General features: G+C 75.1%; 11 protein-coding genes and 1 pseudogene. 4 read left to right on the top strand and 8 right to left on the bottom strand.

What is annotated here, in order from left to right; all coding sequences use genetic code 11:
- Window positions 1-44 precede the first annotated feature (44 nt).
- The gene (locus BLS99_RS24855; RefSeq protein WP_091054430.1) at window positions 45-899 is read right to left on the bottom strand and encodes an oxidoreductase; all 855 of its coding nucleotides are present in this window, start codon (window positions 897-899) and stop codon (window positions 45-47) included.
- Between the two features lie 103 nt (window positions 900-1002).
- Here BLS99_RS24855 and BLS99_RS24850 point away from each other — a divergent pair, with 103 nt between their 5' ends.
- Together BLS99_RS24850 and BLS99_RS24845 are read left to right on the top strand one after the other, a co-directional pair.
- Window positions 1003-1866: a LysR family transcriptional regulator gene (locus tag BLS99_RS24850; protein ID WP_091054429.1), complete on the top strand. Its 864-nt coding sequence runs from the start codon at window positions 1003-1005 to the stop codon at window positions 1864-1866.
- An 86-nt stretch (window positions 1867-1952) separates the two neighbouring features.
- Window positions 1953-2423 carry a carboxymuconolactone decarboxylase family protein gene (locus BLS99_RS24845; protein ID WP_091054428.1) on the top strand — a complete coding sequence of 157 codons (471 nt, stop codon included), beginning with the start codon at window positions 1953-1955 and terminating at the stop codon, window positions 2421-2423.
- 51 nt (window positions 2424-2474) lie between these two features.
- On the opposite strand, the gene BLS99_RS24840 is transcribed toward BLS99_RS24845, so the two are convergent.
- Window positions 2475-2822, bottom strand: coding sequence for a DoxX family protein (locus tag BLS99_RS24840; RefSeq protein WP_091054427.1), 348 nt, complete (start codon window positions 2820-2822; stop codon window positions 2475-2477).
- 135 nt (window positions 2823-2957) lie between these two features.
- Here BLS99_RS24840 and BLS99_RS24835 point away from each other — a divergent pair, with 135 nt between their 5' ends.
- A complete protein-coding gene (locus tag BLS99_RS24835) occupies window positions 2958-3611 on the top strand; it encodes a formylglycine-generating enzyme family protein (protein WP_245712411.1) in 654 nt (217 codons plus the stop codon).
- Window positions 3612-3657: 46 nt separating this feature from the next.
- Here BLS99_RS24835 and BLS99_RS24830 read toward each other — a convergent pair whose 3' ends face one another.
- The 5 genes from BLS99_RS24830 to BLS99_RS26700 all read right to left on the bottom strand — a co-directional run bounded on the left by BLS99_RS24830 (window position 3658) and on the right by BLS99_RS26700 (window position 10117).
- A complete protein-coding gene (locus BLS99_RS24830; protein WP_091054426.1) occupies window positions 3658-4470 on the bottom strand; it encodes an ECF transporter S component family protein in 813 nt (270 codons plus the stop codon).
- Window positions 4463-6160 (bottom strand): ABC transporter ATP-binding protein, encoded by a 1698-nt coding sequence (locus BLS99_RS24825; RefSeq protein ID WP_091054425.1) that lies wholly within the window; start codon window positions 6158-6160, stop codon window positions 4463-4465. Before BLS99_RS24825 ends, BLS99_RS24830 begins: the two co-directional genes overlap by 8 nt.
- The gene (locus BLS99_RS24820; protein ID WP_245712407.1) at window positions 6157-7812 is read right to left on the bottom strand and encodes an energy-coupling factor transporter transmembrane component T family protein; all 1656 of its coding nucleotides are present in this window, start codon (window positions 7810-7812) and stop codon (window positions 6157-6159) included. The genes BLS99_RS24825 and BLS99_RS24820 overlap by 4 nt, the downstream gene beginning before the upstream one ends.
- Before the next feature lie 2 nt (window positions 7813-7814).
- Window positions 7815-8363, bottom strand: coding sequence for a hypothetical protein (locus BLS99_RS24815; protein ID WP_091054424.1), 549 nt, complete (start codon window positions 8361-8363; stop codon window positions 7815-7817).
- A gap of 416 nt (window positions 8364-8779) precedes the next feature.
- A complete protein-coding gene (locus tag BLS99_RS26700; RefSeq protein WP_091054423.1) occupies window positions 8780-10117 on the bottom strand; it encodes a prenyltransferase/squalene oxidase repeat-containing protein in 1338 nt (445 codons plus the stop codon).
- A 370-nt stretch (window positions 10118-10487) separates the two neighbouring features.
- On the opposite strand from BLS99_RS26700, the gene BLS99_RS24805 reads away from it, so the two are divergent.
- Window positions 10488-11144 (top strand): TetR/AcrR family transcriptional regulator, encoded by a 657-nt coding sequence (locus tag BLS99_RS24805; protein ID WP_176953529.1) that lies wholly within the window; start codon window positions 10488-10490, stop codon window positions 11142-11144.
- Here BLS99_RS24805 and BLS99_RS24800 read toward each other — a convergent pair.
- Window positions 11072-12340 (bottom strand): annotated as a pseudogene (locus BLS99_RS24800) (MinD/ParA family ATP-binding protein); the annotation flags it as partial. The gene BLS99_RS24805 and the pseudogene BLS99_RS24800 overlap by 73 nt on opposite strands.
- Between the last annotated feature and the right edge of the window lies 1 nt (window position 12341).

The following is a 12341-nucleotide window of genomic DNA, read 5'->3' as shown; positions in this document are numbered from 1 at the left end:
ACTGCGGGCGGAGCCACCGCGCTGGCGGTGGCTGCTGGTGGCCGCTAGCCGAAGTCGGTGCCGCGGGCGACCGGCTCCCACTCGGTGAACTCGGCCTGCTGGGCTTTGAGCTCCGCGCCGATCGCGTCTGCCGCGTCGTTGCCGAGCACCAGCCGGAACGGGACGGTCTCGGCCGCCAGCGCGGCGAGGATCGCCGCCGCGGCCTTCGCGGGGTCGCCGGGCTGGGTCCCGGCCGCGTCCGGGAACGCCGTCCGGAACGGGCCCACGGTCGCCGCGTACGCGTCGAGCGGCGCCGACTGGGAGTGCCCGGTCCCGTTCAGGCCGGTGCGGAACGCGCCCGGTTCGACCACGAGCACGTCGATGCCGTGCGGGCGGACCTCCGCGGCGAGCGCCTCGCTCAGCCCCTCCAGGGCGTGCTTGGTCGCCGAGTAGGCGCCCACGCCCGGGAACGACATGCGCCCGCCCATGCTGGAGAGCTGCACGATCGCGCCGGAGCCGTTGGCGCGCATGTGCGGCAGGACCGCCCGGACCAGGTTCGCGGGCCCGAAGAAGTGCAGGTCCATGAGGGTGCGCAGTTCGGCGTCGGTGGTCTCCTCGACCGCGCCGACGTGGCCGCGGCCGGCGTTGTTGACGAGGACGTCGATGCGGCCGTACCACAGGACGGCGTCGGCGACGACCCTGCTGACCTGGGCGGGGTCGGTGACGTCGAGGGCGACCGGGACGAGCCGGTCCGGGTGGGCTTCGGCGAGATCGGCGAGGGCTTTGGGGCGGCGGGCGGTCGCGATGACGGTGTCGCCCGCGGCGAGGGCCGCCTCGGCGATGGCGCGGCCGAAGCCGGAGGCGGTGCCGGTGACGAGCCAGACGCGGCCGTCTGCGGTGCGGGTGGGGTTGGCGTGCATGGGGTTTCCTTCCATCGGTGTCGGGACATTTATCCCCCCGCGGGCCCGGGGGCGTCCAATACCGGTATTCGACGGCGCCATAAACGCGGCTTATGATCGCTGCATGGAGCTGCGGCAGTTGCGGTATCTGGCGGCGATCGCCGCCCACGGGAACCTCGGGCGGGCCGCGAAGGCGCTCTACGTCAGCCAGCCCGCCCTCTCCTACGCGCTCAAGCGGCTCGAAACCGAACTCGGGGTGCGCCTGTTCGACCGGACCCCCGCCGGGGTCGCCCCGACCCCGGCCGGCGTCGACGTCCTGGCCGCGGCCGCCGAGGCGGTCGCCGCCGCCGACCGGGTCGGCGCGGCCGCGCGGCGCCACCGCACCGGCGGCGTGCTGCGGGTCGGCTTCGAGGCCAGCGGCGCCGGGGAGCTCACCACGCGCGCCCGCGCCGAGTTCGCGCGCCGCCGGCCCGGCGTCCAGGTGGTGCCCAAGCGTTTCGACTGGGGCGCCGAGGCCGCGGCCCTGCGCGAGGGCGCCGTCGACGCCGCGTTCGTGTGGCTCCCTGCCGACCTCGGCGACTGCGAGTCCGCGACCGTCCACACCGAGCCGCGCGTCGTCGGCCTCCCCACCGGGCACCGCCTCGCCGGACGCGCGTCCGTCACCCTCGCCGAGACGAGCGGCGAACCCCTCATGTGGACCGACAAGGCCCCGCGCGAATGGGTCGACTGGTGGGCGGTGAACCCCCGCCCCGACGGGTCCGAGCCCCTGTGGGGGCCGAAGAACGACAACGTCGAGGAGATGCTCGAACAGGTCGCCGAAGGCGCCGCCGTCTGCTTCGCGCCCGCCTCCCTCGCCGCCTACTACGCCCGCCCCGACCTGGCGTGGGTGCCGCTCGCCGACGCCGAACCGCTGCGCGTCGCCCTCGCCTGGCATCCGGGGAACCCCCTCGCGGCCGACTTCGCGGCCGTCGTCCGCTCCCTCCTGTGACGCGCATCGCATCGAATGCGGTCACATCGGCGGTCCGGCTTCCGTCAACGGGGTGAAGCGAACCACGGAAGCGAAGGAAGACCGCCATGAGCATCAAGCCCCGCATCGAGAACCCCGCCCAGTACCTGCCCGTCGTCAACGAGATCGCCGCCGCCGTCAACAAGGTGAACGCCGCCGGGGTCCTCCCCGCGACCACCGTCGGCCTCGTGCAGCTGCGCGTCGGCCAGCTCCTCGGCGACAGCTACTTCACCGCCCGCCAGTACGCGGGCGACGGCGACACCCGCGAACGGCTCGGCGCCGTCGCCACCTGGCGCACCTCGCCGCTGTTCACCGACGCCGAGCGCGCCGCGCTCGCGCTGGCCGAGGCCGTCCACACCCCGAACCCGACGGGCGAGCGCGTCAGCGACGAGCTCGTCGACGAGGCCCGCAAGCACCTCAGCGAGGAGGAGATCGTCGTCCTCATCGGGGTCCTCGGGCAGATCGGGTTCTTCATCCCGCTCGCGCTCATCGGCGCCCCGAAGGTCGGTGTCGCGCTTCACGAGCAGTGGGTGCGGTAGCAGGGAACGACGACAGGGCCCGCGCGATGCGCGGGCCCTGTCCCGTCGCCGCTAGGCGAGGACGCCGAGGGTGAGCGCGGCGGCGGCCGGGACCAGGTACATGAAGGGCGCCACCAGGGTCCCCCACGAACGCGCCCGCACCACGGTGACGACGGCGCCGAGGAAGTACAGGACCAGGCCGGCGGCGGCGGCGATCCCGATCCAGGGGACGACCAGGCCGGCGAGGAGCCCGAGCGCGCCGGCGGCCTTCGCGAGGCCGAGCCAGAACCACCAGCTCTGCGGGACGCCGTAGTGGGCGAGGGGCCCGACCACGTACGGGGCCTTCGCCCAGATCGAGTAGGCCGAGAACCCGGTCCAGAGGGCGGCGGCGACGGTGACGATGATGAAGGCGGTGTGCATCGGACTGCTCCGGTTCTGCTGCGGGACGCTGATGCCCGTGTGAACCGCGGGCCGGACCCGACGTGACCGACAGTGACCAGCGTCACTAGCGCGGGATGGGTTCACGGATGCCGCGGTTCCTAAAATGCGGTGGTGATGCCACCGATGCGGCCCGTCCCGGCCGGGACCGCGACCCTCCGCGACCGGCGCACCGAGCGGGCCTGGACCGTCGAGGTCGCGCCGTTCCTCATGGCCGCCACGCAGGTCACGCGCGCGCTCTACGCCGACGTCCTCGGCCGCGAGGACCCGGGCGGGCGCCTGCCCGCGGTCGAGGTGTCATGGCTCGACGCCGTCCGCTGGTGCGACGCGCTCTCGGTCCGCGAAGGGCTGCGGCCGGTCTACGAGGCCGCCGCGGACGGGACCGACAGCGCGGCCGTGGCCCCGGACCGCGGCGCCGACGGCTACCGGCTGCCCACCGAGGCCGAATGGGAGCACGCCTGCCGCGCCGGCACCGACGGGCCGCGCTACGGCGACCTCGACGCGATCGCCTGGTACCGCGGCAACTCCGGTGAACGCCCCCACGAGGTGGGGCTGAAGGAACCGAACGCGTGGGGCCTGCACGACATGCTCGGGAACGCCTGGGAGTGGTGCTTCGACGTGTACGACGCGGAGGTCTACCGGGACTACCGGGTCATCAAGGGCGGCGGCTGGTTCGACGAGCACTGGTCCTGCCGGGCCGGCGTCCGCCGCCGCACCATGCCGGTACTCCGCATCGACGACCTCGGCTTCCGCCTCGCCAGGAACGCGTGAAGGCCCGGGGCCGCCGCCCCGGGCCTGCGACCGCGTCTCTGGACGGCTAGGACCAGTTCGCGCGCCTCGCCGCGCGCCGCAGCACCCGCAGCAGCAGCGGGCCCGTCAGGACCAGCAGCACCGCGGTCGTCACGGCGCGGCCGACGTCCCAGCCCAGGGACGTCGCGATCGTGTACGCGAACAGCCGCGGCAGGTTCTCGTCCAGGCCCCCGCCGGGCACGTACGCGAGGCTCCCCTGGGTGATCGCGAACGGCCAGAACGACAGGTTCATCAACAGCCCGTAGGCGAGCGACGCGACCACCCCGTACCCGGCGAGCAGCGCGACCTCGCCGGCCCGGCCCGGGCGCGAGTCCGGCGTGCGCGGCAGCAGCCCCGCGCCCAGGCCCACGAACGCCGCCGCGAACATCTGGTACGGCATCCACGGGCCCACGCCCCCGGTGAGCAGCGCCGACGCGAACAGCCCCGTGCAGCCCAGGAGGAACCCGAACCCGGCCCCGAACACCCTGCCCGCCAGGATGATCAGGAAGAACACCGTCTCGACCCCGGCGGCGCCCGCCCCGAACGGCCGCACCGCCGCGACCACCGCCGACAGCACCCCGAGCATCGCGACGGCGCGCGCGTCCAGGCCCCCGCCGGTCAACTGGACCACCACGGAGGCCGTCACCAGCGGCAGCAGCAGCGCGAACAGCCAAGGGCCCGAGGTCGTCTCGGTGAGCGCCCCGCCCGGCGCGGCGAGCAGCGGCCACGACATCGCGACCAGGCCGAACCCGGCCGCGAGCACCAGCGCGACCGCCGCGCGGCGGCGCACGGCCGGGCGCGCCGCCGCGAGCGGCGGCCCCTCCGGGCCGGCCTCAGTCATCGCCGGACTCCAGCGCCGCCTCGACCTCGGCCACGGTCATCCAGCCGGGCAGGATCTTCTCCACCTGCGGCGCGAACATCGGCGACGCGGCCGTGATCTGCCGGGCCGGGCCGTCCGCGACGACCTCGCCGTCCGACAGGACCACCACGCGCGAGGCGAACTCGGCGCAGAACTCGACGTCGTGCGTCGAGACGACCACGCAGTGCCCGGCTCCCGCGAGTGTCCCCAGCCGGGCGGCGAGCGCGGCCTTCCCGGGGTAGTCGAGGCCGCGCGTCGGCTCGTCGAGCAGCAGCAGGGGCGGTGCGGCCGTGAGGGTCACGGCCAGCGCGAGGGCGAGCCGCTGCCCTTCGGAGAGGTCCCGGGGGTGGACGCCGGGGTCGACGCCCTCCACGAGGTCGTCGAGGATCTTCGCGCACGTGCCCTTCGGGGCGCGGCCGTCCTCGTCGGCCCCCGCGCACTCGGCGGCGACGGTCTCGGCGTACAGCAGGTCGGCGGCGTCGGCGGGGACGAGCCCGGCGAGGGTGCGCCGCTCCCCGGGGCGCCGCGCGGCCGGGTCGGCGCCGCCGATCGCGACCGTCCCGCCCGAGCGCTTCCCGGTGCCCTGGAGCGCCCACAGGAGGCTGGACTTCCCGGAGCCGTTGCGGCCCATGAGGGCGATGCGCTCGCCCCGGGCGGCGGCCAGGTCGACCCCGGCGACGGCGCGCACCCCCGGGTAGTCGACGGTGAGCCCGCGTGCCTCCAGCAGAGGCGGCCCGGCCTGCGCCGCGGACGGGATGTCGGTACCCCGAGCTACGGTTCCAGCACGCTCGGCGAGGATCTTCCGCAGCGGGGCCGCGTGACGGCGGGCCTCGCGGATCGTCACGGGCGGGCCGGGCCAGCCGGCGAGGCGCCCGAGCCCGACCACCGGAGGCGCGACCGGTGAACGGGCGAGGATCTCGCCGAGGGGACCGGCGGTGCAACGGCCGCCGTCGAGGAGGAGGGCAGAGTCTGCGTATTGGACGACGCGTTCGAGCCGGTGCTCGGCCAGGAGGACGGTGATCCCGAGGTCGTGGACGAGCCGGTGCAGCGCCGAGAGGACCTCGTCGGCCGCGGTCGGGTCGAGTGCGGAGGTCGGTTCGTCGAGGACGAGCGCCGTCGGCCCGGCGACGAGCGCCGCGCCGATCGCCACCCGCTGCCGCTGCCCCGAGGACAGCTGCGCGAGGGCGCGGTCGCGCACGTCGGCGAGGCCGAGGAGGTCGACGATCTCGGTGACGCGCTTGCGCATCGCCGCGGGGGCGACCCCGAGCTGCTCGGCGGTGTAGGCGAGTTCGAGTTCGACCTCGTCGGTCACGAAGCCCGCCAGCGGGTCCTGGCCGACGTAGCCGACGACGTCCGCGAGGTCGGCGGGGGTCGCGCCGCGCACGTCGCGGCCGGCGACGGTGACGCGTCCGTGCATGTCGCCGCCGGTGAAGCGGGGGACGAGCCCGTTGACGGCCTTGAGGAGCGTCGACTTGCCCGCGCCCGTGGGGCCCACGAGCAGGCAGAACTCGCCCTCGGGGAGCGTGAACGACACGTCGTCGAGGACGGGCCGATGGACGGCCGGGCCCGAGTCGGCGGAGTGCCCGCCGATGCCGCGGACGCCGGTCGCACCCGAAGGCGGCGCCCCGTAGGCGAAGGTGACGTGCTCGAACACGATGGCGTCGACGGTCATCGGGTGCCTTCCGTTGCCGAGGTGCCGGTGCCCGCATCGGATGATGGGTTGCCGCCGGGTGCGGTGGTGTCGTCGTCTGCACTGGAATGCGGGTCGTCGTCGTGCGGTGCGATGTCGTTGCTCGCGGTGCCCGCGCGCGGGTTGCCGTGCAGTGCGGCGGAGTCGTCGCCGGCACCGGAATGCGGGTCGTCGTCGTGCGGTGCGATGTCGTTGCTCGCGGTGCCCGCGCGCGGGTTGCCGTGCAGTGCGGCGGAGTCGTCGCCGGCACCGGAATGCGGGTCGCCCTGTGGCGCGCTGTTGTCGTTGGCGCCGCCTGAATGCGAGTCGCGGTCTTGGGTGGCGGGGCCTGGTGCGGCGCTGTCGAGTACGGCACCGTCTGGTTCCGCGCTGGCGCTGTCGGCACGAATGCGTTCGTGGCGGTCCTGCACAGTGGCGGCGCGGCCTGCGGAGGTCGCTCCTGCGGTCGCATTGCGCCCGTTGGTACCGGCAAGCGGCGCCGTGCGGCCGGGTGCCGGTGCGCCGGTCTCCGCGGCGTGCGCGCCCTTCGACCGGGAGATGCCTTCGGGTGTCGAGGGGACCAGGAGGGCGGGGGCGGCGGCGATGAGGACGCCTGCCGCGGCGGCGAGGGGGAGCGGGGGTGCGTGGAGCGGCGCGGTGGCGGGCCACAGCGCGGCGGGCTCGACCGCGAGGCTGACGGCGGTGCCGATCACGGCCGCCGCGCCGGAGGCGACGACGGCCCAGTCCTTGGGGCCGAAGCGGTCCGGCCGGTACCTGGTGTGCGGGACCCGCCTGGAGGCGAACGCGATCCCGAAGACGGCCGCGGCGGCGCCCGCCGCGAGGACCGCCCACGCGAGCGGCGCGGGCGTGGTCGTGCCCAGCAGCGCGTACGCGCCCGCGCAGAGCCCGAAGAGCCCGACGAGGAGCGCGGCGCCGGTGGCGCGGCGGGCCGGTGCCGGGACCCCGGCGGCGCGGCCGTAGCCGCGCGACGCCATGGCCGCCGCGAGGTGCAGCGACCGGTCAAGCGCGTCGTGCAGGACCGGGGCGACGACGGTGCGCATGAGGTTCGCCGGGCTGCGGCTCGTGTTGCCGCGCAGGGCCCTCGCGCGCCGCACCCGGCCGACGCCGGCCACGAGCTGCGGCGCCACCGACAATGCGACGACGACCGCGACGCTCACCTCGTACAGCGCGGCCGGAACCGAGCGCAGGAGCCGCCGCGGGCTCGCGAGCGCGTTCGCGGCGCCCACGCAGACCAGGAGCGTCGCGAGCCGGAGGCCGTCGTACAGGGCCGCGAGGGCGCCCTCGGCCGTGACGTTCCCGCCGAGCCGGAACCCGGCGGCCCACTCCGGGAGCGTCACCGCAGGGAGCGTGAACAGGACGGTCGGCCCGTCCGACCCGCCGAAGACCACGTAGAACGCCATCCGGACCGCGACGGCGCTCAGTCCGATGTAGAGGAACACGCGGTACGCCCCCGACCAGGGCTCGTCGCCGCGGCAGAACGCGACGACCAGCCCGGCGACGGCGGCGATGAGGAGCAGCAGCCACGGGTTCGCCGTGCGCCCGGCGGCGGTGGCGAGGAGCAGCGCCCACCCCCACCAGGCCGCGGGGTGGGCGGTGCGGCGGCGCATGGGCCGGACGGCTGCGGCGGTCGGCACGGTCAGGCGCGCCGGTCGCGTCGGAGCCGCCACACCACGAGCCCGCCGATGATCGCGAGGGCCGCGACGGCGACGATCCAGGTCCAGTCGGCGCCTTCGGACTCGGACTCGGTCTCGGGCGCGGCTGACGCGACGGCGTCGCCGGGCGCGACAGCGGGCGGCGTGGAGCCGTCGCCGAAGGCCCAGCCTTCGAGGTCGCCCTGGTCGGGAGTCGCGTCGGCGCCGCCGACCATCGAGTAGGTCCACTCGTCGTCGCCGGGGTTCGCGTGCCAGTAGGACCAGTACGCGTCGGCGGGCGGTGAAGCGCCGCAGTCGGTTTCGGGGAGCGCGTCGATCCGGCACACCATCCCGCGGATGGAGGCGACCTCGGTGACCGAGAACCCGGCCTGCGCGAGCGCATCGAGCCCGTCCGCCGGACCGGCGGCGCACCCGGTCTTCGGATCGGTTGCGAGCGTGCCGAAGTCGACCACGACGGTGACCCCCGCGCACGGCTCCTGCGCCGTTGCGGACGACGCCGGGCCGGCGAGGCCCGCGAGCAGGAGGAGCAGCACGACGGCGAGACCGGCGCCCGCTCGCCGGGCCGCCGACCGGACACCGGCGGTACTCCGTCGCGCCGCCGGATCGAGCCCGGTCGAAGCGTGCCCGGCCGTCCTACTGCGCCAGGTCGCCCCGAGCGGCGCGAGATCCAGTGCACCTGCGGTTCGAACAGCGTCCGGATCGAGCCCGGCACCCGCCGGCGCCGCGAGGCCGGTCGCGGGCGCAGTGCGCTCGTGGACCGCATCGAGCCGGATTGCTTGTGGCGGTGCGATCGGTCCGGCGAGCGCCGCGCCGCCCCCCGAGGTCGGGAGTGTCCGATCGCGACGCCCCCGGAAGCAAGGGTGGCTCGGGGGTGCGACAGCGCGCAGGCAGCGCCCGCCGGATCGGCGGGCGCTGCCTGCGTGTCGTTCGTCTCTGGGCACGAGCGGGACTACTTGTCCTTGCCCTCGTCGGAGCCGTCGGCCTCGGGCTCGCCCGAAGCGGGGCCCTCGGCGCCGGACTCGTCCGCGGTCTCCGCGTCCTTCACTTCGTCGGTCGCAGCCGAACCGGCGGCCTCGTCAGCGGTGGTGCTCGCACCGGCGGCCGGAGCCGACCCGGCGGCGCCGTTGCCCGCAGCGTCGCCGCCGCGGCGGGCGCGGAGCGCGAAGACCAGGATCAGGGCGCCGATCACGACGACCGCGGCGACGATCGCCCACGGCAGCCACGACGAACCCGACTCGTCCTCGTCCGCCGCGGCGGTGGTGGCGTCACCGGCGTCCGCGGCCTCGCAGCCGTTCGCCGGGACCTCGGAGTCCGCACCGGAGGCGTCGAGCGTCGCGAGGTTCTGGCCCGAGACCGGGACGATCGCCTGGGCGGTCGCCAGCAGGCGGGTCGCCTCGCCGAAGTCCGGGTCCTCCGGGTCGGTGTACATGAACGCGCCCGGCTCGTCGCTGGAGCAGTCGAACTGGAGCGTCAGCAGGAACGCCACCGCGCGCCCGGCCGCCTCGGACCGGTCCGCCGCGAGCAGCGCCTGCGCCGCCATCGCCGTCGAGTTCGCGTTCGCGCCGAAGCCGCCGTCGAACCCGCCGTCCTCGGCCTGCGCCGACTCCAGCCACGCCACGGCCGCCTCCAGGGACGCCGCGCCCGGCTCCCCGAGCGCCACCAGCGCCGAGACCGCCAGGCCGGTCGTGTCCGGGTCGGAGACGCAGTCGTCCCCGCCGTCGACGTCCGCGTAGTTGAACCCGCCGTCGGGGCACTGGACCGCCGCGAGCCCGGCCGCGGCCGTCGCGGCGGCGGGCGTGTCGGTGCGCGAGAGGCCCAGCACGGCCCACGCCGTCGATCCGGCGGTCCCGTCGCCGTAGGTCCCGTTCGCGGTCTGCGCCGCGGCCACCTCGTCGGCGAGCTTGACCCCGCCGAAGTCCGTCGGGTCCCCGCCCGCGGTCGCGACCGTGTACATGACCTTCCCGGCCGAACCGGCGTTGAAGCCCGCGGCGCCGTCGGCCGCCGTGTTCACGTACGGGTCGAGGACCGCCGGGTCGTTGAGCCACTGGAGCGTCGCCTCGACCTGGTCGCCGCCGACACGGGCGGCGAGGAGCCCCAGGACCGCGTCCAGCGAGGTCGCCGGGTCCTGGTTCCAGGCCGTCCCGTCGGACTGGGCGGCCAGCCACGAGGCGGCCGCCTCCGCGGGCTGTTCGAACGGGGCGGACTGGGCGTGGGCGGGCACCGCCACCGAGAGCAGGGTGACGGGCAGGGCCGCTGCGGTGAGCAGACGGCCGGCAAGCTGGCGCATTGCCTGACCTTTCCTTGAGCGAGTGGGGTCTTCGGGCAGGCGGCGGCGCCGCAAGCGCCTGTAGACCACGACAGGCGTTGACAAATCGGGGGCGCGGCGGGCATTCGGGCTCACGCGGGTGGACCGGGCGGGAATGAAGGGTGCTCGGTTGTCGTCCTGGGACGACCGCGACTACCGTTGCGGGTCAGCGCCGGCCTTTCACCGGACTTCCCCCGCGGCGCCTGTTCAGTTTGCGCCCATTCTCGCGGGTGCCCGCGAGGAGTGTCAAGCCGAACGGCTTCGCAGTGCGACCGTTCACTCGCACCTCGTGAGTCAACTCCCGCCTTCCGGTTATTGACCCGTAGCACCGGGTGTCGATACGGTGCACAACGTGAGCAGAAATAAGAACGCCGATTTGGACAGAGTCCTGCGCGCTGCGACACGGGTGTTCCTGGACAGGGGGTTCTCCGCGACCTCCATGTCGGACCTCGTGGCCGCGACCGGCATGAACCGCGCCGGGCTCTACGCCGCGTTCGGCTCCAAGCATCAGCTGTACATCACAGCGCTGCAACGATATAGAGACGACACCGAACCCGAGCTGCGCGCCGTCTCCCGCCGCGCCGAGGACGAGGACGACTCCGGCGGCGACGCGCTCGGCGCCCTCGCCGACCTCCTCGACGTCGTCGTCCGCCACTCCAAGGAGGGCGGCTTCATCGTCCGCGCCGCGGTCGAACTCGCCGACGACCCCGCGACCATGCGCCGCGTCCAGGACGCCTGGAACGACCTCGAAGCGGACCTCGCCGCGATCCTCGCCCGCGCCGTCGCGAGCGGCGAACTGGACCCGGCCGCCGACGCCGGCCGCCTCGCCCGCACCGCCCTCGTGTTCGTCCAGGGCGCGCTCGTCACCGGCCACGCCGACGAGGACGAGAGCCGGCTCGCCGACGCCGCCGCCGGCCTGGTCGACCTCCTGGCCTCCTACAGGCCCTCGGCCACCGCCGCGCCGATGCGCAGCCAGGCCGCGGACGACGCCTTGCTCAACGAGTCGTAGCGGATCGGCTCCCCCGAGTCCAGCAGCTTCTCGTACGGCGCCAGCAGCACCGCCCGGGTCCGGGCCGCGAAGTGCCGCTGCACGGCCGGCAGGTCCACGTCCTTGCGGTGGGCCGGCATCGACACCACCGACACCGCGCCCCGCACCAGGTCGCGCCGCCCGGTCTGCTCCAAGTGGTCGAGCATCCGCGCCGCCGTCTCCGCCGAGTCGTTCCGCGCCGACATCGTCACCACGAGCTGGTCCGTCGCGTCGATCGCCGACTGCCAGTTCTCGGCGCGCACGTTGTTCCCCGTGTCGACCACGATGAGCTTGTAGAACCGCGAGACCGCCTCGCGCAGGTCGCCGAACGACCGCGCCGTCAGCATCTCCCCGGCCGTCGCCGACTCGTCCGACGCGAGCACGTCGAACATCGCGCCGCCCTGCGCCCGCACGTACTGCGACAGGTCGCCGATGCGCCCCGTCGGGCCCTTGAAGTGGTCGAGGTCCCGCAGCAGGTCGCGGACCGTGCGCACATGGAAGTCCTGCTGGGCGCGCATGCCCAGCGTCCCCTGCGTCTCGTTGTTGTCCCACGCGAGCACGTAGCCGCCGCGGTGGCGGCCGAACGTCATGGCGAGCATGAGCACCGCCACGGTCTTGCCCGCGCCGCCCTTCGGGTTCACCACGGTGATCTGGCGCAGGCCCCCGAAGTTGCGGCGCACGGTCTCGACCGCGCGCTGGCGGGCCCGCTCGCGCGGCCCGGGCGGGAGGGCGACGACGCCGAAGCTGAGCCTGTGCAGGGCGCCCCGCAGGCCGGTCTCGGCGACGGGCGCGCGCGGCGGCACGACCCGGCGGGACGCGAAGTCGTCGGCGGTGACGCCGATCCGCTCCAGCGCGCCCGCGTGGTCGGGGAAGAACGGCACCGGGAGCTGCGCGGGGGACCCCTGCGCCGGCGGCGTCGGCCAGCCGTTCGCGGGCGCCGTTCCGGACGGCGCGACGGACGGTGCGGCGGGCATCGGCGTCGCGGTCGGCGGGGGCGCGCTCGGCACGTGGTCGGCGGTGCGCGGGTTGTGGACGGCCTCGGGGCCGGCCGCGAACTGCGCGTTCACCTCCGGCGGCGCACTGTGCACATGGTTCGCGCCTGGCGGCGCACTGAGCACATGGTTCGCGCCTGGCGGCGCGAACGGGGACCAGGCGGGAGCATCCGGCCGGTGCAGAGGA

The organism is Glycomyces sambucus (assembly GCF_900102815.1).
Taxonomy (GTDB): domain Bacteria; phylum Actinomycetota; class Actinomycetes; order Mycobacteriales; family Micromonosporaceae; genus Glycomyces; species Glycomyces sambucus.
This window is presented reverse-complemented; position numbering and strand designations above follow the sequence as displayed.

Coding starts and splice junctions, on each gene's coding strand:
- BLS99_RS24855 (WP_091054430.1), bottom strand. CDS start 899: ATGCACGCCAACCCCACCCGCACCGCAGACGGCCGCGTCTGGCTCGTC.
- BLS99_RS24850 (WP_091054429.1), top strand. CDS start 1,003: ATGGAGCTGCGGCAGTTGCGGTATCTGGCGGCGATCGCCGCCCACGGG.
- BLS99_RS24845 (WP_091054428.1), top strand. CDS start 1,953: ATGAGCATCAAGCCCCGCATCGAGAACCCCGCCCAGTACCTGCCCGTC.
- BLS99_RS24840 (WP_091054427.1), bottom strand. CDS start 2,822: ATGCACACCGCCTTCATCATCGTCACCGTCGCCGCCGCCCTCTGGACC.
- BLS99_RS24835 (WP_245712411.1), top strand. CDS start 2,958: ATGCCACCGATGCGGCCCGTCCCGGCCGGGACCGCGACCCTCCGCGAC.
- BLS99_RS24830 (WP_091054426.1), bottom strand. CDS start 4,470: ATGACTGAGGCCGGCCCGGAGGGGCCGCCGCTCGCGGCGGCGCGCCCG.
- BLS99_RS24825 (WP_091054425.1), bottom strand. CDS start 6,160: ATGACCGTCGACGCCATCGTGTTCGAGCACGTCACCTTCGCCTACGGG.
- BLS99_RS26700 (WP_091054423.1), bottom strand. CDS start 10,117: ATGCGCCAGCTTGCCGGCCGTCTGCTCACCGCAGCGGCCCTGCCCGTC.